The organism is Bacillus sp. CH140a_4T, from assembly GCF_008923725.1.
Lineage (GTDB): Bacteria > Bacillota > Bacilli > Bacillales > Bacillaceae_G > Bacillus_A.
In genome coordinates this window covers 116,372-142,629 of the sequence record NZ_WBPF01000013.1, presented here as the reverse complement: position 1 = coordinate 142,629, position 26,258 = coordinate 116,372, and the positions used below count along the sequence as shown (strand labels likewise).

General features: G+C 38.0%; 21 protein-coding genes. All 21 read left to right on the top strand.

The features are described from left to right. Positions 1-152: 152 nt before the first annotated feature. The 21 genes from sucC to nusA all read left to right on the top strand — a co-directional run bounded on the left by sucC (position 153) and on the right by nusA (position 26,255). The gene (sucC, locus tag F8162_RS09290) at positions 153-1,313 is read left to right on the top strand and encodes an ADP-forming succinate--CoA ligase subunit beta (RefSeq protein ID WP_151632641.1); all 1,161 of its coding nucleotides are present in this window, start codon (positions 153-155) and stop codon (positions 1,311-1,313) included. A gap of 19 nt (positions 1,314-1,332) precedes the next feature. Continuing rightward, on the top strand, positions 1,333-2,235 hold the full coding sequence (sucD, locus tag F8162_RS09285; protein WP_000115178.1) for a succinate--CoA ligase subunit alpha: 903 nt from the start codon (positions 1,333-1,335) through the stop codon (positions 2,233-2,235). 87 nt (positions 2,236-2,322) lie between these two features. Continuing rightward, the gene (gene dprA / locus F8162_RS09280; RefSeq protein ID WP_151632639.1) at positions 2,323-3,192 is read left to right on the top strand and encodes a DNA-processing protein DprA; all 870 of its coding nucleotides are present in this window, start codon (positions 2,323-2,325) and stop codon (positions 3,190-3,192) included. 144 nt (positions 3,193-3,336) lie between these two features. Then, positions 3,337-5,415 (top strand): type I DNA topoisomerase, encoded by a 2,079-nt coding sequence (gene topA, locus F8162_RS09275; protein ID WP_151632637.1) that lies wholly within the window; start codon positions 3,337-3,339, stop codon positions 5,413-5,415. Positions 5,416-5,463: 48 nt separating this feature from the next. Then, on the top strand, positions 5,464-6,768 hold the full coding sequence (trmFO, locus tag F8162_RS09270) for an FADH(2)-oxidizing methylenetetrahydrofolate--tRNA-(uracil(54)-C(5))-methyltransferase TrmFO (protein ID WP_151632635.1): 1,305 nt from the start codon (positions 5,464-5,466) through the stop codon (positions 6,766-6,768). A 65-nt stretch (positions 6,769-6,833) separates the two neighbouring features. Further along, entirely contained in the window at positions 6,834-7,733 is a 900-nt protein-coding gene (gene xerC, locus F8162_RS09265) for a tyrosine recombinase XerC (protein ID WP_001101235.1), read from the top strand. Positions 7,734-7,775: 42 nt separating this feature from the next. After that, a complete protein-coding gene (hslV, locus tag F8162_RS09260) occupies positions 7,776-8,318 on the top strand; it encodes an ATP-dependent protease proteolytic subunit HslV (protein ID WP_000526271.1) in 543 nt (180 codons plus the stop codon). A 22-nt stretch (positions 8,319-8,340) separates the two neighbouring features. Then, positions 8,341-9,732, top strand: a complete 1,392-nt coding sequence (gene hslU, locus F8162_RS09255; protein ID WP_000550070.1) for an ATP-dependent protease ATPase subunit HslU — start codon at positions 8,341-8,343, stop codon at positions 9,730-9,732. Between the two features lie 77 nt (positions 9,733-9,809). Then, positions 9,810-10,589: a GTP-sensing pleiotropic transcriptional regulator CodY gene (gene codY, locus F8162_RS09250; RefSeq protein WP_000421290.1), complete on the top strand. Its 780-nt coding sequence runs from the start codon at positions 9,810-9,812 to the stop codon at positions 10,587-10,589. Positions 10,590-10,938: 349 nt separating this feature from the next. Next, a complete protein-coding gene (gene rpsB, locus F8162_RS09245; RefSeq protein WP_000111485.1) occupies positions 10,939-11,640 on the top strand; it encodes a 30S ribosomal protein S2 in 702 nt (233 codons plus the stop codon). Positions 11,641-11,743: 103 nt separating this feature from the next. Then, positions 11,744-12,631 carry a translation elongation factor Ts gene (tsf, locus tag F8162_RS09240; RefSeq protein WP_001018585.1) on the top strand — a complete coding sequence of 296 codons (888 nt, stop codon included), beginning with the start codon at positions 11,744-11,746 and terminating at the stop codon, positions 12,629-12,631. A 66-nt stretch (positions 12,632-12,697) separates the two neighbouring features. After that, a complete protein-coding gene (pyrH, locus tag F8162_RS09235) occupies positions 12,698-13,420 on the top strand; it encodes a UMP kinase (RefSeq protein WP_000042667.1) in 723 nt (240 codons plus the stop codon). A 2-nt stretch (positions 13,421-13,422) separates the two neighbouring features. Further along, a complete protein-coding gene (gene frr, locus F8162_RS09230) occupies positions 13,423-13,980 on the top strand; it encodes a ribosome recycling factor (RefSeq protein ID WP_000531505.1) in 558 nt (185 codons plus the stop codon). 85 nt (positions 13,981-14,065) lie between these two features. Further along, positions 14,066-14,842 (top strand): isoprenyl transferase, encoded by a 777-nt coding sequence (uppS, locus tag F8162_RS09225; RefSeq protein ID WP_144614522.1) that lies wholly within the window; start codon positions 14,066-14,068, stop codon positions 14,840-14,842. 17 nt (positions 14,843-14,859) lie between these two features. After that, positions 14,860-15,651, top strand: a complete 792-nt coding sequence (cdsA, locus tag F8162_RS09220) for a phosphatidate cytidylyltransferase (protein ID WP_151632633.1) — start codon at positions 14,860-14,862, stop codon at positions 15,649-15,651. 23 nt (positions 15,652-15,674) lie between these two features. Then, a complete protein-coding gene (gene dxr / locus F8162_RS09215; protein WP_151632631.1) occupies positions 15,675-16,817 on the top strand; it encodes a 1-deoxy-D-xylulose-5-phosphate reductoisomerase in 1,143 nt (380 codons plus the stop codon). Positions 16,818-16,834: 17 nt separating this feature from the next. Next, positions 16,835-18,091, top strand: coding sequence for an RIP metalloprotease RseP (gene rseP / locus F8162_RS09210; protein ID WP_151632628.1), 1,257 nt, complete (start codon positions 16,835-16,837; stop codon positions 18,089-18,091). Positions 18,092-18,200: 109 nt separating this feature from the next. Beyond that, on the top strand, positions 18,201-19,901 hold the full coding sequence (locus F8162_RS09205) for a proline--tRNA ligase (RefSeq protein ID WP_151632626.1): 1,701 nt from the start codon (positions 18,201-18,203) through the stop codon (positions 19,899-19,901). Positions 19,902-20,025: 124 nt separating this feature from the next. Further along, positions 20,026-24,327, top strand: coding sequence for a PolC-type DNA polymerase III (locus F8162_RS09200; RefSeq protein ID WP_151632624.1), 4,302 nt, complete (start codon positions 20,026-20,028; stop codon positions 24,325-24,327). Positions 24,328-24,660: 333 nt separating this feature from the next. Beyond that, positions 24,661-25,131, top strand: coding sequence for a ribosome maturation factor RimP (rimP, locus tag F8162_RS09195; protein ID WP_151632622.1), 471 nt, complete (start codon positions 24,661-24,663; stop codon positions 25,129-25,131). Between the two features lie 17 nt (positions 25,132-25,148). Continuing rightward, positions 25,149-26,255, top strand: a complete 1,107-nt coding sequence (gene nusA, locus F8162_RS09190) for a transcription termination factor NusA (RefSeq protein WP_000102596.1) — start codon at positions 25,149-25,151, stop codon at positions 26,253-26,255. Positions 26,256-26,258: the final 3 nt, after the last annotated feature.

Genomic DNA, 26,258 nt, shown 5'->3' with positions numbered 1-26,258 from the left:
ATTATTATTTTCAAAAAAGAATAAAGCGATTTCAGTTTTCTGACACTTTATTGTAGACAGCGTGCCAATCATCTTATACAATGGCAATGTAATGTTTTTTAAACATTAAAAAACTTTTCGAGTAAAACAGGAAAACAGGGGAGGATGGGACCATGAATATCCATGAGTATCAAGGTAAGGCAGTCCTTAGAAGCTATGGGGTTAGCGTTCCGAACGGGAAGGTTGCATTTACAGTAGAAGAAGCTGTAGAAGCAGCGAAAGAATTAGGAACGGATGTATGTGTAGTAAAAGCACAAATTCACGCTGGTGGACGCGGCAAAGCTGGCGGAGTAAAAGTTGCAAAAAATTTAGATGAAGTTCGTACATATGCAGAGAGCATTTTAGGAACTACACTTGTGACACATCAAACAGGTCCTGAAGGTAAGGAAGTAAAACGCTTACTTATCGAAGAAGGTTGCGATATTAAAAAAGAATATTATGTTGGTCTAGTTTTAGATCGTGCAACTTCTCAAGTTGTTTTAATGGCATCTGAAGAAGGTGGAACAGAGATTGAAGAAGTAGCAGAGCAAACACCTGAAAAAATCTTTAAAGAATATATTGATCCAGCAGTAGGCTTACAAGGCTTCCAAGCGCGCCGAATCGCATTTAACATCAATATTCCAAAAGAGCTTGTAGGACAAACTGTGAAGTTTATGATGGGCTTATACCGTGCGTTTATCGAAAAAGATTGCTCTATCGCGGAGATTAATCCACTTGTTACAACAGGTGACGGTAAAGTTATGGCATTAGATGCGAAATTAAACTTTGATTCTAATGCTTTATATCGCCATAAAGACATTTTAGAACTTCGTGACCTTGATGAGGAAGATTCAAAAGAAATTGAAGCTTCTAAATATGACTTAAACTACATTCCTTTAGATGGAAATATCGGTTGTATGGTTAATGGTGCAGGTTTAGCTATGGCTACAATGGATATCATTAAACATTATCATGGTGATCCAGCTAACTTCTTAGATGTTGGTGGCGGTGCAACAGCTGAAAAAGTTACAGAAGCATTCAAAATTATCCTTTCTGACAAAAACGTAAAAGGTATCTTCGTTAACATTTTTGGTGGCATCATGAAGTGTGATGTTATCGCAGAAGGTGTTATTGAAGCAACGAAACAAGTAGGTCTTGAATTACCTTTAGTTGTACGTCTTGAAGGTACAAACGTAGAGTTAGGTAAGAAAATTTTAAATGAGTCTGGCTTAAATATTGTTGCAGCAGAATCTATGGCAGACGGTGCACAAAAAATTGTTTCACTAGTGGGCTAATAGAAAGCGGGGGAGAAAAATGAGCGTATTAGTTAATAAAGATACAAAAGTTATTGTTCAAGGTATTACGGGTTCTCAAGGGTTATTCCACACAAAACAAATGATTGAATATGGTACGAAAATTGTCGGTGGTGTAACGCCAGGTAAAGGTGGCACTGATATTGAAGGTGTACCAGTATTTGATACTGTAGAAGATGCAGTGAAAGCAACAGGCGCAAACGCTTCAGTTGTATACGTCCCACCCGCTTTTGCGGCTGATGCAATTATGGAAGCAGTTGATGCAGAAATCGATTTAGTAGTATGTATTACTGAAGGAATTCCTGTATTAGATATGGTAAACGTAAAGAGATATATGGCGGGTAAACATACACGTTTACTTGGACCAAACTGTCCTGGTGTTATTACGCCTGATGAATGCAAAATTGGTATTATGCCAGGATATATTCATAAAAAAGGCCATGTAGGTATCGTATCTCGCTCTGGTACATTAACGTATGAGGCTGTACATCAGTTAACACAAGAAGGTATTGGCCAATCTACTGCTGTAGGTATCGGCGGAGACCCAGTTAACGGTACGGACTTTATAGATGCGTTAAAAGCATTTAATGAAGATGAAGAAACACATGCTGTAATTATGATTGGTGAAATCGGTGGTACAGCGGAAGAAGAGGCGGCTGAATGGGTGAAAGCTAATATGACAAAACCTGTTGTAGGCTTCATTGGTGGCCAAACAGCGCCTGCTGGCAAACGTATGGGCCATGCTGGGGCAATCATTTCTGGCGGTAAAGGAACTGCTGCTGAAAAGATTAAAACAATGGAAGCTTGTGGTATTAAAGTAGCGGAAACTCCAGCGGTTATGGGTGAAACGCTAATCTCTGTCTTAAAAGAAAAAGGTCTATTTGAGACTTGTAAAAACTACTAATCTGTTGAAAGACACCTTCTTGCTTGAAGGTGTCTTTTTACGCAATTCTTGTTTACATAATAAAAATTATGGGTAAGGAGAATTAAGATGAAAAGAGAACGATTATTACATCTTCATTATTTTTTAGCAGATCATTGGAAGGTGATGGAAAGACTACTCTATGTCGATCCTGAATTGAAGGGAATATACACTTTTAATGCAAAACAAATGGAATACTACACTGGAATATCCTCGAAAAAATCTTCAGAATTAGTAAATTTTCTTCAAAGTTCAAATCTCCCACAATATATATCTTATTTAGAGAAAAATCGAATCTTTTATATGACTATATGGGATGAAGATTATCCACAATTATTACGTGAAATACAAGATCCCCCCTTTGTGTTATATGGAAAAGGAGAGAAGGATTTTCTCAATAAAGCGAATAAATTAGCGGTTATTGGAACGAGAGAACCGACTTTATATGGACATGAGAGTTTAAAATTTATTTTACACCCATTATTAGAAAGGGAATGGCTAATTGTCAGTGGGTTTGCAAGAGGGATAGATACAATGTCTCATGAAATTACAGTAAGACGGCATTGCCCGACTATTGCAATACTAGGACATGGATTATCGTATATGTATCCAAAAGAGAATAGACATTTATATGAAACGTGGAATGAATATATATTGTTATTAACAGAGTATCCGCCGCACTATGCACCGAAAAAATGGTATTTTCCAAAAAGGAACCGGATTATTAGTGGTATAAGTAAGGGTGTTTTAGTTGTAGAAGCGAAATCAAGAAGTGGAACACTTATTACTGCGGACCTTGCTTTAGAGCAAAATAGAGAGGTATTTGCACTTCCTGGACCTATATTTATAGATAGTGCATCAGGAACGAATCATCTGATTCAACAAGGAGCAAAACTAGTAAGAAATGCAGAAGATATCTTGGAAGAGGTTTTAAATTAACCTTATATTTTTATGTTTTTATTAAACAATTATTGACAAATGGTAGATAGGCACTGTATGGTATATTCATTCTTGATTGACAAAAACAAGAGAAATCAATAAGATTGATGAAGACTTGAATCCACCTCTTAAGGAGGCACTAGCATGTCAGATTACCTCGTAATCGTGGAGTCGCCTTCTAAGGCGAAGACCATTGAGAAATATTTAGGGAAAAAATACAAAGTTGTCGCGTCTATGGGACACGTTCGCGATTTACCTAAAAGCCAAATGGGGATAGAAGTAAAGAACAACTTCACCCCGAAGTATATTACCATTCGTGGTAAAGGTCCCGTCTTAAAAGATTTAAAATCAGCGGCAAAAAAAGCAAAGAAAGTCTATCTCGCGGCCGATCCAGATCGCGAAGGGGAAGCGATTGCTTGGCATTTAGCCAATACGTTAAATGTGGACGTTGAATCAGATTGCCGAGTTGTGTTTAATGAGATTACAAAAGATGCAATAAAAGAATCATTTAAACACCCTCGTGCGATTAATATGGATTTAGTAGATGCACAACAAGCAAGGCGTATACTAGATCGTCTTGTTGGATACAATATTAGTCCTTTATTATGGAAGAAAGTAAAAAAAGGATTAAGTGCAGGACGCGTACAATCTGTAGCAGTTCGTTTAATTATCGAACGTGAAAAAGAAATTCAAATCTTTGAGCCTGAAGAATTCTGGACAATTAAGACAGAATTTGTGAAAGGGAAAGACACGTTTGAAGCAAGTTTTTACGGTGTAGATGGTGAAAAAGTTCAATTAACGAATGAAACGCAAGTGAATGAAATAATTGAACAGATGAAAGATAATGCGTTTTCAGTTGAAAATGTAACGCGAAAAGAGCGAAAACGTAATCCTGCATTACCGTTTACAACATCTTCCTTGCAACAAGAGGCAGCGCGTAAGTTAAACATGCGAGCAAAGAAAACAATGATGCTCGCGCAGCAATTGTATGAAGGGATAGATCTTGGAAAGCAAGGGACTGTAGGTCTTATTACGTATATGAGAACTGACTCAACACGTATCTCGGAAACAGCTCAAACAGAGGTGCGTACTTACATTACTGAGGCGTTTGGTGCGGAATACATAGGAACAGAGAAGAAGAAAGAAACGAAAAAGTCGAACGCACAAGATGCGCATGAGGCAATTCGTCCTACTTCGGTAATGAGAAGGCCAGAGGAACTAAAGAGTTTCTTAAGTCGTGATCAACTTCGGTTGTATAAACTGATTTGGGAGCGATTTGTTGCAAGTCAAATGGCGTCTGCTATAATGGATACTGTGACAGCTAGACTCATTAATAACAATGTTCAGTTCCGTGCAAGTGGATCGGTTGTAAAGTTTCCAGGATTTATGAAAGTGTATGTAGAGTCGAAAGATGACGGGGCTGAAGAAAAGGATAAAATGTTGCCACCTTTAGAAGTAGGGGAAACTGTATTTTCGAAGGATTTAGAACCGAAGCAACACTTTACACAACCTCCGCCGCGCTATACAGAGGCTCGTCTAGTAAGAACACTTGAAGAGCTTGGAATTGGAAGACCGTCGACTTACGTACCGACACTTGAAACGATTCAAAAACGTGGATACGTAGGTTTGGATAATAAGCGCTTCGTTCCAACTGAACTTGGTGAAATAGTAATTGAACTTATTTTAGAGTTTTTCCCAGAAATTATTAACATTGAATTTACTGCTAACATGGAGCAAAGTCTTGATGAAGTAGAAGAAGGAAATGCGAATTGGGTAAAAATTGTTGATGATTTCTACGTAGGCTTTGAACCGCGTTTAGAAAAAGCGGAAAAAGAAATGCGTGAAGTGGAAATTAAAGATGAACCAGCTGGGGAAGACTGTGAATTATGTGATCACCCAATGGTCTTTAAAATGGGTAAATACGGGAAATTTATGGCTTGTTCGAATTTCCCAGATTGTCGTAATACAAAGCCGATTGTGAAAGAAATCGGTGTTACTTGTCCGAAGTGTGATAAAGGTCAAATTATTGAACGCCGTAGTAATAAAAAGAAACGTCTTTTCTATGGATGCGGTACGTATCCAGAGTGTGACTTTGTATCTTGGGATAAACCAATTGGTCGTAAATGTCCGAAGTGCGAAGGTATGCTTGTAGAGAAGAAGTTGAAAAAAGGCGTGCAAGTACAATGTATTTCGTGTGATTATGAAGAAGAACAACAAATGTGAGCGTAACTGCTCACATTTTTTTCGGGAAGAAAAGGAAAGGTGATAAATATGACAACACAAGTAGTAAACGTCATTGGCGCAGGTCTTGCAGGAAGTGAAGCAGCTTATCAAATTGCAAAACGTGGTGTCCAAGTAAAATTATATGAAATGAGACCAGTAAGGCAAACGCCAGCTCATCACACAGATAAATTTGCAGAGTTAGTATGCAGTAACTCGCTTCGCGCAAACACATTAACAAACGCTGTTGGTGTTATTAAAGAAGAAATGCGTCTAATGGACTCTGTTATTATTCGTGCAGCTGATGAGTGCTCTGTACCAGCAGGAGGGGCTTTAGCTGTAGATCGTCATGAATTTGCGGCAAAGGTAACGGAGTATGTGAAAAACCATCCGAACGTAACTGTGATGAATGAAGAAATTACTGAAATTCCAGAAGGGCCTACTGTTATCGCGACAGGTCCACTTACGTCTCCAGATCTTGCTGTACAATTAAAAGAATTAACAGGTGAAGATTATTTTTATTTCTATGATGCTGCAGCACCGATTGTTGAGAAAGACAGCATTGATATGAATAAAGTATATTTAAAGTCTCGTTACGATAAAGGTGAAGCTGCATATTTAAACTGCCCAATGACGGAAGAGGAATTTGACCGTTTTTACGAGGCTTTAATTGCTGCTGAAACAGTACCTTTAAAAGAATTTGAAAAAGAAATTTTCTTTGAAGGTTGTATGCCGGTAGAAGTTATGGCAAGTAGAGGAAGACAGACGCTAGTATTTGGACCGATGAAACCTGTTGGATTAGAAGATCCGAAAACAGGGAAAACGCCATATGCTGTTGTTCAGTTACGTCAAGATGATGCAGCGGGAACATTATACAATATCGTAGGTTTCCAAACGCATTTAAAGTGGGGACCACAAAAAGAAGTGTTACAGTTAATTCCAGGACTGGAAAACGCAGAGATTGTACGTTATGGTGTAATGCATCGTAATACGTTTATTAATTCACCTAACTTGCTTCGTCCAACATATCAATATAAACAACGTGATGATTTATTCTTCGCTGGCCAAATGACTGGAGTAGAGGGATATGTTGAATCGGCGGCGTCAGGATTACTAGCGGGTATTAACGCTGCTCGACTTGTGAAAGGTGAAGAACCGGTTGTATTACCGCCTGTAACTGCAATGGGAAGTATGGCGAATTATATTACTGCGACAAACGCGAAAAACTTCCAACCAATGAATGCAAACTTCGGTTTGTTTGCACCGTTAGAGAAGAAAATTAAGAGAAAAGCAGAACGAAATGAAGCATATGCAACACGCGCTTTAGAAACAATTCAAAATTTTGTAAATATTTAGTTAAATTTCTTGCAAAGGCTACTAAGTTGTGATACGATTTAGTAGCCTTTATTGAGGTGAATTGTGTGAATGTGAAGAAATTGTTACAATTATTCGTTGGATATTTACAAATTGAAAGAAATTATTCAAAATATACAATTGCAAGTTATCAAAATGATTTAGAACATTTTGTGCAATTTATGGAGCGAGAAGGCATATCCTCTTTTTTAGATGTTACATACGCGGATGTTCGTTTGTACTTAACGACGTTGCACGATGAAAAATTAGCCCGTAAATCTGTCGCAAGAAAAGTATCAAGCTTACGAAGTTTATATCGTTTTTTGATGCGTGAAGGTTATCGGAAAGATAATCCGTTTGCACTTGCGTCACTCCCCAAAAAAGAATTGTCAATCCCAAAGTTTTTATATGCTGAAGAATTAGAGGAATTATTTGAAGTTGCTGATACGGAAACGCCGCTAGGTCAAAGGAATCAAGCTTTATTAGAGTTGATGTATGCGACTGGAATCCGTGTGAGTGAATGTGTCAATTTACAACTTACCGATATTGACTTCGCGGTGGGAACAATTTTAGTAATGGGAAAAGGAAAAAAACAAAGGTATATTCCGTTCGGAAGCTATGCGCAAGATGCTTTAATTACTTATATAGAGAACGGGAGAAAACAGTTAGCTCACAAAACTGAAGAACACTCTCATATGGTATTTTTAAATGCGAAAGGCACGCCGCTAACAAGTCGAGGGGTACGCTATGTATTAAACGAACTCATTAAGAAGGCTTCACTAACAATGCGGATAAGTCCCCATATGTTAAGGCATACATTTGCTACACATATGTTAGATGAAGGGGCAGATTTACGTACTGTACAGGAGCTACTCGGTCATGAGAATTTGTCGACGACACAAATTTATACGCATGTCTCTAAAGAAAGATTGCGTTCGGTCTACATGAAGCATCACCCACGGGCATAAATTGCTTTTAAAGCTATAAAAACATATAAAGGAGTTTTTTCTATGGGAAATTTCCACGCTACAACGATATTTGCAGTTCATCATAATGGAGAATGTGCAATGGCTGGAGATGGTCAGGTGACAATGGGAAATGCAGTTGTAATGAAACATACAGCTCGTAAAGTCCGTAAACTTTTCCAAGGGAAAGTTTTAGCTGGCTTTGCAGGTTCTGTTGCTGACGCATTTACTCTTTTTGAAATGTTTGAAGGGAAATTAGAAGAGTACAACGGGAACTTGCAGCGTGCTGCAGTTGAGATGGCAAAACAATGGCGTGGCGACAAAATGTTACGTCAGCTAGAAGCGATGCTTATTGTCATGGATAAAACAACTATGCTTCTTGTTTCAGGTACAGGAGAAGTGATTGAGCCGGATGATGGTATTTTAGCGATTGGATCTGGTGGGAATTATGCGCTTTCTGCAGGTCGTGCTTTAAAGCAATATGCAAGTGAACATTTAACAGCGAAGCAAATTGCGAAAGCGAGTTTAGACATTGCTGGTGATATTTGTGTTTATACAAACCACAATATAATTGTGGAAGAATTGTAGAATCGTAAGGGAGGCATTTTATATGCATTTACATTTTACTCCGCGTCAAATTGTGGAAAAATTAGATCAATACATTATCGGTCAAAAAGATGCGAAGAAAGCGGTTGCTGTAGCTTTAAGAAATCGATATCGTCGAAGTAAATTAGCTGAAAATCTACGTGATGAAATTGCGCCTAAAAATATTTTAATGATTGGACCGACAGGTGTTGGTAAAACAGAGGTAGCACGACGAATGGCGAAACTCGTTGGAGCGCCTTTTATTAAGGTTGAAGCTACCAAATTTACAGAAGTTGGATATGTAGGTAGAGATGTAGAATCGATGGTACGTGACCTTGTGGAAACGTCAGTTCGCATCGTGAAAGAAGAAATGGTAATTAAAGTACAAGACAAAGCAGAAGAACAAGCGAACCAACGTCTTGTTGAAATTCTAGTGCCGAGTCCGGAGAAACAATCTGGATTTAAAAACCCATTAGAAATGCTATTTGGCGGTGCTCAAAATTCGAATCAAACTTCTGATGCACAGGAAGATGTTGAAATCGAAAAGAAACGTCAAGACGTGGAAAGAAAGCTTGCTGCAGGACTTCTTGAAGATGAAATTGTATCGATTGAAGTGACTGAGCAACAGTCTTCCATGTTCGATATGTTACAAGGAACTGGCATGGAACAAATGGGAATGAATTTCCAAGATGCGTTAGGAAGTTTTATGCCGAAAAAAACAAAAAAACGTAAACTTTCTGTGAAAGAAGCAAGAAAACTCTTGACAAATGAGGAAGCACAGCGCTTAATTGATATGGATGAAGTTACACAAGAGGCTGTTTATCGTGCTGAACAGCTCGGGATTATTTTTATCGATGAAATTGACAAAATTGCTGGTAAGCAGTCGAATAGCGTAGATGTATCACGTGAAGGTGTGCAACGTGACATTTTACCAATTGTAGAAGGATCGAATGTTGCGACAAAATACGGATCAGTAAAAACGGATTATATTTTATTCGTTGCAGCTGGAGCGTTTCATATGTCTAAACCGTCGGATTTAATTCCGGAACTGCAAGGGAGATTTCCGATTCGAGTAGAATTAACAAAATTATCGACAGATGATTTTGTTAAAATATTAATCGAGCCTGACAATGCGTTAATTAAACAATATATGGCTTTATTAGCGACTGAAGGTATAGAAATTGAATTTTCAGACGAAGCTATTCGTAAGATTGCTGAGATTGCTTATCAAGTTAATCAGGATACAGATAATATTGGAGCAAGAAGACTTCATACGATTATGGAGAAACTCCTTGAAGATTTATCGTTTGAAGCATCTGAAATTACGTTAGAGAAAATAACGATAACACCTCAATACGTTGAGGAGAAATTAGCAACGATTGCTAAAAATAAAGATGTGAGCCAGTTTATTTTGTAATAGTGTCATCAGGTGACTCGCCCTAGTTTCCAAGTGATGAAAAAATATGTGAGTAACATGTAGGAGGAACTTTTGAAATGGAATTATTAGCAAAAACAAGAAAATTAAATGCGTTATTACAGAGCGCAGCAGGAAAGCCTGTAAACTTTAGAGAAATGTCTGACACAATGTGTGAAGTAATCGAAGCGAACGTATTCGTAGTAAGTCGTCGTGGTAAATTACTAGGTTATGCAATTCACCAACAAATTGAGAATGAGCGTATGAAACAAATGCTTGCAGAGCGTCAATTCCCGGAAGAATACACGCAAAGCTTATTCAACATTACAGAAACATCTTCAAACTTAGATGTAAACAGTGCTTACACAGCATTCCCAGTAGAAAATAGAGAATTATTCGGTCAAGGTTTAACTACAATCGTACCAATCGTTGGTGGCGGTGAGCGTCTAGGCACATTAGTGTTAGCTCGTCTTGGTCAAGAGTTCTTAGACGATGATTTAATCCTTGCTGAATACAGTTCAACTGTAGTAGGTATGGAAATCTTACGTGAAAAAGCGGAAGAAATCGAAGAGGAAGCACGTAGTAAAGCTGTTGTTCAAATGGCGATTAGCTCATTATCTTACAGTGAGTTAGAAGCAATTGAGCATATCTTCGAAGAATTAAATGGAACAGAAGGTTTACTTGTTGCAAGTAAAATTGCTGATCGCGTAGGAATTACTCGTTCTGTAATCGTAAATGCACTACGTAAATTAGAAAGTGCTGGTGTTATTGAATCACGCTCTTTAGGTATGAAAGGAACATACATTAAAGTGCTAAACGACAAGTTTCTACAGGAACTTGCTAAATTAAAAACAAACTAATTTATAAAACTCTCCTCATTTTTTGAGGAGAGTTTTTTGTGTATAAAAGATTGATGTTGTTTGTAAAAAGCGACATAATCGTGTTCTGTGGAAAAGCTATGAATTGAATTTCCTTTTTTGCTTAAAAGAAATGCAGGTCGGTAATACTAGAATTCGAGTGTAAACAAAGAAAGTTTTACATTGTTCGCATTTTCGACTTGATTGTAATATTTCAGTATGATATAGTAAGCAGTGGTGTCAGTACAAAGTACACACGTTTACTGATTTAAGTGTTGGTGCTACGTTTGTAGTTTCGCTTAGAGATGAAGTAAACGGAGGATATCAAAAACCATTTAGGAGGAACTATATTATGTCAGTAATTTCTATGAAGCAATTGCTTGAAGCTGGTGTTCATTTCGGACATCAAACTCGTCGTTGGAACCCAAAAATGAAGCGTTACATTTTCACAGAGCGTAACGGTATCTACATCATCGACTTACAAAAAACTGTGAAAAAAGTTGAGGAAGCTTACAGAACGATGCGCGACATCGCTGCTGAAGGTGGAGACATCTTATTCGTAGGTACTAAAAAACAAGCACAAGAAGCTATTAAAGAAGAAGCAACTCGTGCTGGTATGTACTTCGTTAACCAACGTTGGTTAGGTGGAACTTTAACAAACTTCCAAACAATCCAAAAGCGTATCAAGCGTCTTAAAGACATCGAAAGAATGCAAGAAGATGGTACTTTCGAAGTACTTCCTAAGAAAGAAGTTGTTCAACTTAAAAAAGAGTTAGAGCGTCTTGAGAAATTCTTAGGCGGTATTAAAGATATGAAAGGTCTTCCAAGTGCATTATTCGTAGTAGACCCTCGTAAAGAGCGTATTGCAGTTGCTGAAGCACGCAAATTACACATTCCAATCATCGGTATCGTTGATACAAACTGTGATCCAGACGAAATCGATCACGTTATCCCAGCAAACGATGATGCAATTCGTGCTGTAAAACTTCTTACATCTAAAATGGCAGACGCGATCCTTGAAGCAAAACAAGGTGAAGAAACTGTTACTGCGTAACAAAGTTGGAAAGGTGATAAGGGGTTCGGCCTTTTATCACCTTTTTTAAGGTATAAACACCTTTATAAAAGGTATAAATACATATTTTAGGAGGATGAATAGTATGGCAATCACTGCACAAATGGTAAAAGAATTACGTGAAAAAACTGGCGCAGGTATGATGGACTGCAAAAAAGCTTTAACAGAAACTAATGGCGACATGGAGAAGGCAATTGACTTCTTACGTGAAAAAGGTATTGCGAAAGCTGCTAAAAAAGCAGACCGCATCGCTGCTGAAGGTTTAACTTTCATCGAAACAAACGGTAACGAAGGTTTAATCTTAGAATTAAACTCTGAAACTGATTTCGTTGCGAAAAACGAAGGTTTCCAAGCATTAATTAAAGAATTAGCTGCTCACTTATTAGCTAACAAACCAGCTAACATTGAAGAAGCTATGGCTCAAACAATCGAAGGCGGCAAAACAGTAGAAGAGCACATCAACGAAGCAATCGCTAAAATTGGTGAAAAACTTACACTTCGTCGTTTCGAAATCGTAACAAAAACTGATGCTGATGCATTCGGCGCTTACCTACATATGGGTGGACGTATTGGTGTATTAACAGTTCTTGAAGGTTCTACTGACGAAGCTGCTGCTAAAGATGTAGCAATGCACATTGCAGCAGTTAACCCTAAATACATCGACCGCGATGCTGTAACAGCTGAAGAAGTTGAGCATGAGCGTCAAGTATTAACACAACAAGCTTTAAACGAAGGCAAGCCTGAAAAAATCGTTGCAAAAATGGTTGAAGGCCGTCTAGGCAAATTCTTCGAAGAAATTTGCTTACTTGACCAAGCATTCGTTAAAAACCCTGATATGAAAGTTCGTCAGTTCGTTGAGTCTAAAGGCGGAACACTAAAAGGATTCGTTCGCTACGCTGTTGGTGAAGGTATCGAAAAACGCGAAGACAACTTTGCTGAAGAAGTAATGAACCAAGTAAAAGGTAGCAACTAATAAAGATTAGGGAACACATTGTGTTCCCTTTTTTAAAATAAAGATGTAAGCAATTGGAGGTTCATTATGAGTAAACCGAAATATAATCGTGTCGTATTAAAGCTAAGCGGAGAAGCGTTAGCTGGCGAACAAGGATTTGGAATTAACCCATCTGTTATTAAATCAGTTGCGGAACAAGTGAAAGAAATTGCAGAACTTGATGTAGAAGTTGCTGTTGTTGTTGGTGGCGGAAACATTTGGCGTGGGAAAATCGGAAGTGAAATGGGAATGGATCGTGCGGGAGCAGATTACATGGGTATGTTAGCAACAGTTATGAACTCATTAGCTCTTCAAGATAGCCTAGAGAACATTGGAATTCAAACTCGTGTTCAAACTTCAATCGAAATGCGTCAAGTAGCAGAGCCTTACATTCGTCGTAAAGCAGTGCGTCATCTAGAGAAAAAACGTGTTGTGATCTTTGCAGCAGGTACAGGTAACCCATATTTCTCTACAGATACAACGGCAGCACTACGTGCAGCAGAAATCGAAGCAGATGTTATCTTAATGGCGAAAAACAATGTAGATGGCGTATATAATGCAGATCCATCTCTTGACCCAACAGCTACGAAATACGAAACACTTACTTACTTAGATGTATTAAAAGAAGGTTTAGGTGTAATGGATTCAACAGCTTCTTCTTTATGTATGGACAATGATATTCCATTAATTGTATTCTCGGTTATGGAAAAAGGTAACATTAAACGTGCCGTTTTAGGCGAAAATATCGGAACAGTTGTAAGGGGGAAATAAATATGGGACAACAAGTATTGAAGTCTTCAAATGAAAAAATGGAAAAAGCAGTTGCTGCTTACTCTCGTGAATTGGCAACAGTTCGCGCAGGTCGTGCAAGCTCGTCTGTATTAGATAAGGTACAAGTTGATTACTATGGTGCACCAACACCTGTAGTGCAATTAGCGAACATTACAGTTCCAGAAGCACGTTTACTTGTAATTCAACCTTATGATAAAACTTCTATCGGTGATATTGAAAAAGCAATCTTAAAAGCAGATTTAGGCTTAAATCCTTCTAATGATGGAACTGTAATTCGTATTGCATTCCCTGCATTAACAGAAGAGCGTCGTCGTGATCTTGTAAAAGTTGTGAAAAAATATGCTGAAGAAGCAAAAGTTGCTGTTCGTAACGTACGTCGTGACGGTAACGATGATCTTAAGAAGCTTGAAAAAGCTGGCGAGATTACAGAAGATGATTTAAGAGGATATACTGAAGATATCCAAAAAGAAACTGATAAATATATTGCAAAAGTTGACGAAATCGCAAAAAACAAAGAAAAAGAAATCATGGAAGTGTAATAGCGATACTTTCGCAAATATGACCCTCTTCTTAAGGGGGTCTTTTTACACTTTTAGGCATACGTCTGCTTGCTGGAGGGTATGAATGATGTTTAAAAACTTTCCTTTTTTTAAAAGTAAAAAGGTCGCATCGTTTGATCATCTCGTTGAAGAAGTGAAAAAAGGATATATCCCAGAACATATTGCCATTATTATGGATGGTAATGGAAGATGGGCAAAGAGGAGAGCGATGCCTCGTATTGCGGGACATCATGAAGGCATGCAAGTTGTAAAGAAAATCACAAAATTTGCAAGCAAACTTAATGTGAAAGTATTAACTCTTTATGCTTTTTCAACTGAGAACTGGAAAAGGCCGAAAAAGGAAGTTGACTACTTAATGAGGCTTCCGGAAGAATTTTTAGGTACTTTTTTACCAGAATTGATTGAAGAGAACGTACAAGTCCGAGTAATAGGACAACAAGATCGTCTTCCTACGCATACACGCAGAGCGATGGAAAAGGCCATGGAAGATACGAAAGAGAATACGGGATTAATTCTTAATTTCGCGTTAAACTATGGAAGTCGAGATGAAATCGTTTCTGCTGTGCAACATATGGTGAAAGATAGTGAGGAAGGGAAAATTCGTGTTGAAGATGTAAGTGAAGAAATGCTTTCTTCCTACTTAATGACGAGTTCTTTACCTGACCCAGAGTTGTTAATCCGTACGAGCGGAGAGCTACGTATTAGTAATTTCATGTTATGGCAAATTGCATATTCGGAATTTTGGTTTACAGATGTGTATTGGCCAGATTTTACCGAGGAACATTTGCTAAATGCGATTACAGACTTTCAACATAGAGGGCGCAGATTCGGAGGCGTGTAGAAAGAGAGGGTTTGGTAGTGAAACAGAGAATTATTACTGGAGTGGTTGCTGCCGCGCTATTCATTCCCATCGTAATTTACGGTGGCGTGCCTTTTACGGTTTTAGTGTATGCACTTGCTTCTATAGGTTTATATGAATTAATTCGTATGAATAAGCTTACGCTTATTTCAGTACCAACAGTTTTAGCTGCAGTATTATTATGGGTTATTTTAATTCCAAGTAGTGCATCAGGGCTGTTTACGCAGATTGGATTAGGTAAATTAGAAATCACATTTGTGATTGTTTTATTACTTTTATCATATACAGTCCTTTCTAAGAATACATTTACTTTTGACCATGCTTCCTTTTTACTAATGGCAACAACATATGTTGCAATGGGATTCTTATATTTGAATGAAACGAGAATTTTAGGAATTAAATATGTGTTTTGCGCATTATTTGTTATATGGGCTACTGATTCAGGCGCATATTTCGTAGGGAAAGCATTAGGAAAAAGAAAATTATGGCCAGAAATTAGTCCGAATAAAACGATTGAAGGTTCATTAGGCGGCATCGTTTGTGGAATTGTTGTGGCGCTTGTTTACAATATGTTTTTCCCAGTGGAGGCTAATGTAGGGATTTTAATTGTGTTGACAATTATCATTTCTATTTTTGGACAAATTGGTGATTTAGTACAATCTGCATTTAAACGTCATTATGGCGTAAAGGATTCAGGTACAATTTTACCTGGACATGGTGGTATATTAGATCGAACAGATAGTTGGTTATTTGTTTTACCAATTCTCTACTTCTTATTACAATATAATTAATAAATGAACGAGGGGTTGGAGTCATGAAAAACATTAGTTTATTAGGTGCAAGCGGATCAATTGGTATACAAACGTTAGATGTATTACGCTCGCACCCAGACCAATTCCGTCTCGTTGCTTTTTCTGTAGGGAAAAATATTGACTACGCAGTAAAGGTAATTCAAGAATTTTCTCCGCAAATCGTCTCTGTGCAAAGAGAGGAAGATGTTTTAAAATTACAAGCTGTCTCTGGGAATACAAAAGTTGTATATGGTAGTGAAGGACTTTTAGAAGTAGCATTACATCCAGATGCGGAGATTGTAGTAAATGCTGTTGTAGGTAGCGTAGGATTGTTACCAACACTTCGTGCAATTGAGGCGAAAAAAACAATTGGAATTGCAAACAAAGAAACGTTAGTAACTGCAGGCCATCTTGTAATGGAAGCGGCACGAAAACATAATATTTCGTTACTTCCAGTAGATAGTGAACATTCAGCTATTTTTCAATGTTTGAATGGTGAAAATGAAAAAAGAATTTCTCGACTAATTATAACGGCTTCCGGTGGAAGTTTCCGTGATAAAACGAGAGATGAATTGCATCATGTGACCGTAGAAGATGCGCTTCGACATCCAAACTGGTCAATGGGTTCGAAAATTACAATTGATTCTGCTACAATGATGAATAAGGGGCTAGAGGTAATTGAAGCACATTGGCTTTTTGGTATCCCTTATGAGCAAATCGATGTTGTTTTACATAAAGAAAGTATTATCCATTCTATGGTTGAATTTGAAGATCGTAGTGTAATGGCACAGCTTGGCTCACCTGATATGCGAGTACCAATTCAATACGCACTTACATATCCTGATCGACTGCCTCTATCAGACACAAAACAGTTAAACTTATGGGAAATAGGGACGTTGCATTTTGAGAAAATGAACCAAGAACGTTTCCGTTGCCTACGTTTTGCGTATGAAGCTGGAAAAGCAGGCGGAAGTATGCCAGCTGTAATGAATGCAGCGAATGAAGTAGCTGTTGAAGCTTTTTTACAAAAGAGAATTGGTTTCTTAACAGTGGAAGACCTCATTGAAAAAGCAATGAACCATCACAATGTCATTGCACGTCCGAGCTTAGAGGAAATTCTGGAAATTGATGCAGCCACAAGACGGTTTGTGATGGAACAAATTTAGCAAAGGTGGTTATGGAATTGAATACAGCGATTGCCTTTATATTAATTTTCGGTGCACTCGTATTTTTCCATGAGCTAGGGCATCTATATTTCGCAAAAAGAGCAGGTATTTTATGCCGTGAGTTTGCGATTGGTTTTGGTCCGAAAATATTCTCATTTGAAAAGAATGAAACGGTGTATACGATTCGATTACTGCCCCTTGGTGGCTATGTAAGAATGGCTGGCGAAGATGCAGACACAGTTGAGTTAAAGGCTGGAAAAAAGGTTGGCCTTGTATTAAATGAAAAAGACGAAGTTGCGAAATTAGTTTTTGACGGATATGAAAAGTATCCAAATGTTCGTGTCATTGAAGTCGAACAAGCTGATTTAGAGCATAATTTAACAATTTCGGGCTATGAAGAGTACGAGGAAGAGCTTCAAACATTCCGAGTGAATGAAAAGGCTCGTATTATTACTGCTGGTGAAGAAATACAAATTGCTCCGTATAATAGGCAGTTCGGCTCCAAGAAATTGGGTCAACGTGCCTTAACAATCTTTGCAGGTCCTGCAATGAACTTCATTTTAGCATTTGTTATTTTTGTGATACTTGGATTTGTACAAGGTGTTCCTGTTGATAAGCCAATGGTCGGAAAAATAATGGAGAATAGTGCAGCCGAGCAAGCCGGATTAAAAGAAAATGATACAATTCAAGCAATCGATGGGAAAAACACAAGTACATGGAAAGATGTTGTTACCGTTGTACGTGAAAACCCAAATAAAGAAATTACGTTACAAGTAAAGCGTGATAATGAACAGTTTAATGTGAAAGTAACGCCAACGCTTGATAAAGAAGGAAAAGACGAAGTAGGTAGAATTGGTGTTTACTCTCCAGTAGAGAAAACAGTAATGGGTTCTATTAAATCAGGATTTGAACAAACATACCAATGGACAAAACTAATTTTTGATTCACTTGTGAAATTAGTAACTGGTCAATTCTCTATTAATGAGTTGTCAGGTCCAGTAGGAATTTATAATCTAACAGATCAAGTTGTAGATTATGGATTTACGCGTGTATTAAGTTTAGCAGCAGTTTTAAGTATTAACCTTGGTTTATTTAATTTACTACCAGTCCCTGCTTTAGACGGTGGACGTTTGTTCTTCTTCTTAATTGAAGCGTTACGAGGGAAACCAATTGACCGCCAAAAAGAAGGAATGGTTCACTTTATTGGTTTTGCATTATTAATGTTACTTATGTTAGTTGTAACTTGGAATGACATTCGTAAGTTTTTCTTGTAAAATAAAGTGAAACTTATAATGAAATAGAGCTCGTAGAATAAAATCCCTCACCTAACTCGAGGTGAGGGGTTTTACTGCGTGTAAGAGTAAAATGAAGAGGTGCGAATAAATGAAACAAAGTATGGTATTCAGTCCTACATTACGTGAAGTTCCAGCTGATGCGGAGATTAAGAGTCATCAGTTACTACTTCGTGCAGGTTTTATGCGTCAAAATGCTTCTGGTATTTATAGTTTTCTACCATTTGGATTAAAAGTACTACACAAAGTAGAACGTATCGTTCGAGAAGAAATGGAGCGCGCAGGAGCTGTAGAATTATTAATGCCAGCGATGCAAGCTGCAGAATTATGGCAAGAATCAGGCCGTTGGTATTCTTACGGATCTGAATTAATGCGTATGAAAGATCGTAACGCTCGTGAATTCGCATTAGGAGCGACACATGAAGAAGTAATTACGGATCTTGTACGTGATGAAGTGAAATCATATAAAAAATTACCGTTAACATTGTACCAAATTCAAACAAAATTCCGTGATGAACAAAGACCTCGTTTCGGTTTATTACGTGGAAGAGAGTTTCTAATGAAAGATGCATACTCTTTCCATGCTACACAAGAGAGCTTAGATGAAGTATACGATCGCTTATACAAAGCATACTCTAACATTTTTGCTCGTTGTGGCTTGAATTTCCGTGCAGTTATTGCTGACTCTGGAGCAATGGGCGGAAAAGATACGCATGAATTTATGGTATTATCTGAAGTTGGCGAAGATACAATTGCATACTCTGATACATCTAATTATGCAGCAAACATCGAAATGGCTCCTGTTGTAGCTATGTATACGAAGAGTGATGAAGCAGAAAAGGCACTTGAAAAAGTAGCAACACCAGATCAAAAAGCAATTGAAGAAGTATCTGCATTCTTAAACATTGAAGCTGACAAGTGCATTAAGTCTATGGTATTTAAAGTAGATGAGAAATTAGTAGTTGTACTTGTTCGTGGTGATCATGAAGTGAACGATGTAAAAGTGAAAAATGTATACGGTGCTTCAGTTGTTGAGCTTGCTTCTCATGAAAAAGTGAAAGAATTATTAAACTGTGAAGTTGGTTCTTTAGGACCGATTGGTGTAACGGGTGATATCGAAATTATCGCAGACCATGCTGTAGCATCAATTGTTAACGGATGTTCAGGGGCGAACGAAGAAGGATTCCATTATGTAAATGTAAATCCAGAACGTGACTTTAAAGTAAGTCAATATACAGATTTACGCTTCATTCAAGAAGGAGACCAGTCTCCAGATGGAAATGGAACAATTCTTTTCGCACGCGGAATTGAAGTTGGTCATGTATTCAAATTAGGAACTCGTTATAGTGAAGCAATGAACGCAACATTCCTAGATGAAAACGGAAAAACACAACCACTTATTATGGGTTGTTACGGTATCGGGGTATCTCGTACAGTGGCAGCAATCGCAGAGCAGTTTAATGATGAGAACGGTTTAGTTTGGCCAAAAGCTGTTGCACCGTTCCATGTGCATGTAATTCCAGTAAATATGAAATCTGATGCACAACGTGAAATGGGTGAAAACATCTACAACTCATTACAAGAACAAGGGTACGAAGTATTACTAGATGATCGTGCAGAACGTGCAGGTGTTAAATTTGCAGACGCGGATTTATTCGGCCTTCCAGTTCGCGTGACAGTTGGTAAAAAAGCAGACGAAGGTATTGTAGAAGTGAAAGTACGTGCTACAGGCGAGTCTGAAGAAGTGAAAGTAGAAGAACTTCAAACATATATTGCAAATATTTTAAAATAAGAAGAGGTACCTCGTAATGAGGTACCTTCTCTTTCTTTGTAAACGTATTTTGTAAAAGAAGAAGGGAGAAATCTTTCTTTGTAGTACGTTTCAATTTATAATAGCAAATGGAAGGAGAGTGCTTATGTCTTTAACAAATGAACAACAAAAGCGATTTCAAATTTTGCTCCAGCAATTGCAAATACCAGACGACCTTATAAATCAATATTTACAAGGTGGTGGTATTGAAAGGCTCGTTATTGATAAAGCGAATAAAAGTTGGCATTTTGATTTACAAGTGCCACGTATTTTGCCTACAGAATTATATGAATTGCTAGAAACAAAGCTTAAGCAATCATTTTCTCATATTGCAAGAACAACATTTGCATTAGAAACAGAGAATAAACAATTTACAGAAGAAGAAGTGAGGGCGTATTGGCCACTTTGTACGGAACGAATTACATTTTCACCTATGTTTGCTTACTTAAAGAAGCAGATTCCACAGGTGAATGGCGTGAAGTTGCTAATAAATGTGAATAATGAGCTGGAATCTACTGCTTTAAAGAAAAACGTTGCGAAACCAGTAGGGGATCAATACGAAACTTTTGGATTCCCGCGTTTTCAGTTAGACACACATATACAGCAAAATACAGAAGAAATGCAAAAGTTTCGTGAGCAAACGCAGCAAGAAGATCGTGAACGTGTTATACAAGCTATGGAAGAAATGGCGAAGAAGCAAGCTGAAGAAAGTAGCGTTGTGCATGAAGGACCGGTTGTACTCGGATATCTTATTAAGCCGGATGAAGAGATTACACCGATGCGAGAAATTCAAGATGAAGAAAGAAGAAAAACAGTTCAAGGGTATGTCTTCCATGTAGAAACGAAAGAGCTGCGTAGTGGTCGTACGTTATTAACTTTAAAAATAACAGATTATACGGATTCAATTATGATCAAAATGTTCTCGCGTGACAAAGAAGATATTCCAATGCTGCAATCCTTGAAAAAAGGAATGTGGGTGAAAGCGCGTGGTTCTGTTCAAAATGATACATTCGTTCGAGATTTAGTAATGATTGCAAATGATATAAATGAAATAACAGGACCGTCTCGTAAAGATAAAGCGCCAGAAGGTGAAAAACGTGTAGAGCTGCATCTTCACACACCGATGAGCCAAATGGATGCTGTTACTCCTGTTTCTAGACTTGTTGCCCAAGCAGGTAAATGGGGACATGAGGCTATTGCTGTTACAGACCATGCGGTTGCGCAGTCTTTCCCAGAGGCATATTCTGCGGGTAAAAAGGCTGGGGTTAAAGTTATATATGGTGTAGAGGCGAATTTAGTTAATGATGGTGTACCGATTGCATATAACGAAGCGCATCGTTTACTTGCAGAGGAAACGTATGTTGTTTTCGACGTTGAGACGACAGGTTTATCAGCTGTATATGATACTGTTATCGAGTTAGCGGCTGTAAAAGTAAAAGGTGGCGAAATTATTGACCGCTTTGAATCTTTTGCAAATCCGCATCAACCATTATCTGCGACGATTATTGAATTAACAGGTATTACAGATGATATGTTAACGGATGCACCAGAAGTGGACGAAGTGTTTAAAAAGTTTGAGGAATGGATGGGCGACCATACACTTGTTGCTCATAATGCAAGCTTCGATATGGGCTTTATTAACGTAGGTTTTAAAAAGGCTGGACTAGAAAAAACGAATAATCCTGTTATTGATACGTTAGAACTTGCAAGATTCTTATTCCCGGAAATGAAAAACCATCGATTAAATACGATGTGTAAAAAGCTTGATATTGAATTAACGCAACATCACCGTGCGATTTATGATACAGAAGCAACGGGATACTTACTTGTGAAAATGTTAAAAGATGTGATTGAAAAGGGATTTGAATATCACGATCAATTGAATGATAGTATGGGGCAAGGGGATGCGTATAAGCGTGGACGTCCAAGTCATATGACGTTACTTGCCACATCAGATGTAGGGTTGAAAAATTTATATAAACTTGTTTCCTATTCTCACCTAAATTACTTTTATCGTGTACCACGAGTACCAAGATCACTATTAAAAAAATATCGTGAAGGAATTTTAGTAGGAACGGCTTGCGATAAAGGTGAAGTGTTTGAGGCGATGATGCAAAAAGCTCCTGAAGAGGTAGAAGAAATTGCGCAGTTCTATGATTACATTGAAGTAATGCCTCCAGAGGTGTTACGTCATTTAGTAGAGCGTGAACTTGTTCGAGATGAGGGGCAATTAAAAACGATTATTTCTAACTTAGTAAAACTAGGTGAGACGTTAGATAAACCAGTTGTTGCTACAGGAAACGTGCATTATATAGACCCAGAGGATGCGATGTATCGTAAAATTTTAGTCAGTTCGCAGGGCGGAGCCAATCCGTTAAACCGACATTCATTACCGCCTGTACATTTCCGTACAACGGATGAAATGTTAGAGTGTTTTTCATTCTTAGGTGAAGACGTAGCGAAAGAAATTGTTGTAACGAATACACAAAAGGTTGCATCATTAATTGGTGATGTTCATCCAGTGAAAGATGATCTATATACACCGAAAATTGAAGGTGCAGATGATGAGACGCGTGACATGAGTTATAAAATGGCGCGTAGCATTTATGGTGAAGAGTTACCTGAAATTGTAGAAGCTCGTTTAGAAAAAGAATTAAAAAGTATTATTGGGCATGGATTCGCCGTAATTTATTTAATTTCACATAAGCTCGTAAAAAAATCATTAGTAGACGGATATCTAGTAGGTTCCCGTGGGTCGGTAGGTTCATCATTCGTTGCAACGATGATGGAAATTACAGAAGTAAATCCATTACCACCACACTATGTATGTCCGAAGTGTAAGCAATCAGAATTCTTTAATGATGGTTCTGTAGGTTCTGGTTTTGACTTACCAGATAAAGAATGTCCTACATGTAATGTTCCATACGTAAAAGATGGACATGATATTCCGTTCGAAACGTTCCTTGGGTTTAAAGGAGATAAAGTACCCGATATCGATTTGAACTTCTCCGGGGAATACCAACCACGTGCCCATAACTATACGAAAGTACTGTTCGGTGAAGATTATGTATATCGTGCAGGAACGATTGGTACAGTTGCGGAAAAAACTGCTTATGGATATGTAAAGGGTTATGCAAATGATCATAACTTAACGATTCGAAATGCAGAGATTGATCGCTTAGTAGCAGGATGTACGGGCGTAAAACGTACAACCGGACAGCATCCAGGTGGTATTATCGTTGTGCCAGATTACATGGACATCTTTGATTTCTCACCAATACAGTTTCCGGCAGATTCAATAGGGGCGGAGTGGAGAACGACACACTTTGATTTCCACTCCATTCATGATAATTTATTGAAACTTGATATACTAGGACACGATGATCCAACTGTTATTCGTATGTTACAAGATTTAAGTGGTATTGATCCGAAAACAATCCCAACAGACGATCCGGAAGTAATGAAAATTTTCTCTGGGCCAGAAACGTTAGGGGTAACGGAAGAACAAATTAACTGTAAAACAGGTACACTTGGTATACCAGAGTTTGGTACGAAATTCGTAAGGCAGATGTTAGAAGAGACGAAACCTACGACATTCTCTGAGTTAGTCCAAATTTCTGGACTATCACATGGTACGGACGTATGGCTTGGTAATGCAAACGAGTTAATTTATAACGGTACATGTACGCTGAGTGAGGTTATCGGTTGTCGTGATGACATCATGGTATATTTAATCTATCAAGGCTTAGACCCATCATTAGCCTTCAAAATTATGGAGTCAGTTCGTAAAGGTAAAGGTGTACCGGAAGAATGGGAAGATGACATGAAAAGTAATAATGTACCAGGTTGGTATATTGATTCATGTAAGAAAATTAAGTACATGTTCCCTAAAGCCCATGCGGCTGCTTACGTACTTATGGCTGTACGTATTGCATATTTTAAAGTACATTTCGCGCTTCTATTCTATGCGGCATACTTTACAGTTCGTGCAGATGACTTTGACGTAGAGGCGATGGCGAAAGGTTCAGCATCAATACGTGTAAGAATTGATGAAATTGCGCAAAAAGGTTTGGATGCATCGCCGAAAGAGAAAAGTTTATTAACAGTACTAGAAATGACACTGGAAATGTGTGAGCGTGGATACTCATTCCAAAAGGTTGATTTATACCGTTCGCATGCAACAGAATTTATTATTGATGGGGATACCTTAATTCCTCCATTTAATGCAGTACCTGGACTTGGTACAAACGCAGCTTTAAGTATTGTAGAAGCACGCAAAAATGGAGAGTTCTTATCAAAAGAAGACCTGCAGCAGCGCAGTAAGGTTTCGAAAACAATTATTGAGTATTTAGATAGTCAAGGTTGCTTAGGCGATCTACCTGATCAAAACCAGTTATCACTGTTCTAATAGGTAGGAAAAGTCTTTGCAAATCAACATTTGCTATGGTATACTATTAACCGAGATAACCATGTCATGTATATTGTGTGAAAAAAAGAGTGGGGAAACCCACTCTTTCGTGTTACTATCTACGTTTTATTGATGTGGAGAGGTAAGAAATTTCTGTCGTATATACATATTTTGTTACAAGTTTTACTTCTTAAATTTGGTAATACTAAGACAGATATTCCCTGCTTAACGGCAGGGGCTTTTGTTAGCTAACGAGAAAGAATAAGATAGACCGTTTTATGGACGGAGTCTTTTTCTTGTAAATGGTACATGGCGGCAGGAAGGAGGCTGTTTATGGATAAGAAAGTCACAGAAGTTGTAGAAGCATTTGCGCAGCCAATCGTTGAAGAGTTAAATCTTGAACTTGTAGATGTAGAGTATGTGAAAGAAGGACAAGACTGGTTCTTACGCGTATTCATCGATTCTGAAAAGGGAGTCGACATTGAAGAATGCGGTGCGGTAAGTGAACGTTTAAGCGAAGCTTTAGATAAAGAGGATCCAATTCCTCATCTTTACTTTTTGGATGTATCATCTCCTGGAGCGGAACGCCCATTAAAGAAAGAGAAAGACTTCCAGCAAGCGGTAGGAAAACAAGTGGCAATTAAAACATATGAGCCGATTGATGGTGAAAAAATGTTTGAAGGAAAGCTACTTTCCTACGATGGTATTACAATTACATTATTATTAACAATTAAAACACGTAAAAAAGAAATCCAAATTCCAATGGACAAAGTTGCAAATGCGCGACTTGCTGTTACGTTTTAGTTAGAAGGGGGATCTTCATGAGCACTGAGTTGTTAGATGCCTTGCTCGTATTAGAGTCAGAAAAAGGAATTAGCAAAGATATTATTATTGATGCAATTGAAGCAGCGTTAATCTCTGCTTATAAACGCAATTTTAACCAAGCACAAAACGTTCGTGTGAGCTTTAACCCAGAAGTGGGAACAATTCAAGTATTAGCACGTAAAGACGTTGTTGATAATGTGTTTGATCCACGTCTTGAAATTTCTGTTGAAGAAGCAAGACAAATTAATCCAAACTATCAAGATGGTGACGTACTAGAAATTGAAGTAACACCAAAAGATTTCGGTCGTATTGCAGCACAAACTGCAAAACAGGTTGTAACACAACGAGTGCGCGAAGCAGAGCGTGGTGTTATTTACTCTGAGTTTAGTGACCGTGAAGAAGACATCATGGTGGGTATCGTACAACGTCAAGATGCTCGTTTCATCTATGTAAGCTTAGGGAAAGTAGAAGCTTTATTACCTGTAAGTGAGCAAATGCCAAACGAACAGTACAAACCACATGATCGTATTCGCGTATTCATTACGAAAGTAGAAAAAACAACGAAAGGACCACAAATTTACGTATCACGTACACATCCTGGTCTTTTAAAACGTTTATTCGAAATGGAAGTTCCTGAAATTTATGATGGAACTGTTGAAATTCGTTCTGTAGCACGTGAAGCTGGCGATCGTTCTAAAATTTCTGTACATGCAGAGAACATTGATGTTGATCCAGTAGGTTCTTGTGTAGGACCGAAAGGACAACGTGTACAACGCATTGTAGACGAACTAAAAGGCGAAAAGATTGACATCGTTCGCTGGTCAAATGATCCAGTAGAATATGTTGCAAATGCTTTAAGCCCATCACAAGTTGTTAAAGTGCTTGTAGATGAAGAAGAAAAAGCAACAACAGTTGTTGTTCCAGACCACCAACTGTCATTAGCTATTGGTAAGCGTGGACAAAATGCACGTCTTGCAGCTAAATTAACAGGTTGGAAAATTGATATTAAGAGTGAGTCTGATGCGAAACAACTTGGTATTGTAACAGAAGAAGATAGCGTAATCGCATTCGGATTCGATTCAGTTGAAGACGAAATCGAATAGAGG

What these genes read in the sequence shown, in the direction of transcription:
- sucC (WP_151632641.1), top strand. Translation starts at nt 153, where the DNA reads ATGAATATCCATGAGTATCAAGGTAAGGCAGTCCTTAGAAGCTATGGG.
- sucD (WP_000115178.1), top strand. Translation starts at nt 1,333, where the DNA reads ATGAGCGTATTAGTTAATAAAGATACAAAAGTTATTGTTCAAGGTATT.
- dprA (WP_151632639.1), top strand. Translation starts at nt 2,323, where the DNA reads ATGAAAAGAGAACGATTATTACATCTTCATTATTTTTTAGCAGATCAT.
- topA (WP_151632637.1), top strand. Translation starts at nt 3,337, where the DNA reads ATGTCAGATTACCTCGTAATCGTGGAGTCGCCTTCTAAGGCGAAGACC.
- trmFO (WP_151632635.1), top strand. Translation starts at nt 5,464, where the DNA reads ATGACAACACAAGTAGTAAACGTCATTGGCGCAGGTCTTGCAGGAAGT.
- hslV (WP_000526271.1), top strand. Translation starts at nt 7,776, where the DNA reads ATGGGAAATTTCCACGCTACAACGATATTTGCAGTTCATCATAATGGA.
- hslU (WP_000550070.1), top strand. Translation starts at nt 8,341, where the DNA reads ATGCATTTACATTTTACTCCGCGTCAAATTGTGGAAAAATTAGATCAA.
- codY (WP_000421290.1), top strand. Translation starts at nt 9,810, where the DNA reads ATGGAATTATTAGCAAAAACAAGAAAATTAAATGCGTTATTACAGAGC.
- rpsB (WP_000111485.1), top strand. Translation starts at nt 10,939, where the DNA reads ATGTCAGTAATTTCTATGAAGCAATTGCTTGAAGCTGGTGTTCATTTC.
- tsf (WP_001018585.1), top strand. Translation starts at nt 11,744, where the DNA reads ATGGCAATCACTGCACAAATGGTAAAAGAATTACGTGAAAAAACTGGC.
- pyrH (WP_000042667.1), top strand. Translation starts at nt 12,698, where the DNA reads ATGAGTAAACCGAAATATAATCGTGTCGTATTAAAGCTAAGCGGAGAA.
- frr (WP_000531505.1), top strand. Translation starts at nt 13,423, where the DNA reads ATGGGACAACAAGTATTGAAGTCTTCAAATGAAAAAATGGAAAAAGCA.
- uppS (WP_144614522.1), top strand. Translation starts at nt 14,066, where the DNA reads ATGATGTTTAAAAACTTTCCTTTTTTTAAAAGTAAAAAGGTCGCATCG.
- dxr (WP_151632631.1), top strand. Translation starts at nt 15,675, where the DNA reads ATGAAAAACATTAGTTTATTAGGTGCAAGCGGATCAATTGGTATACAA.
- F8162_RS09205 (WP_151632626.1), top strand. Translation starts at nt 18,201, where the DNA reads ATGAAACAAAGTATGGTATTCAGTCCTACATTACGTGAAGTTCCAGCT.
- F8162_RS09200 (WP_151632624.1), top strand. Translation starts at nt 20,026, where the DNA reads ATGTCTTTAACAAATGAACAACAAAAGCGATTTCAAATTTTGCTCCAG.
- rimP (WP_151632622.1), top strand. Translation starts at nt 24,661, where the DNA reads ATGGATAAGAAAGTCACAGAAGTTGTAGAAGCATTTGCGCAGCCAATC.
- nusA (WP_000102596.1), top strand. Translation starts at nt 25,149, where the DNA reads ATGAGCACTGAGTTGTTAGATGCCTTGCTCGTATTAGAGTCAGAAAAA.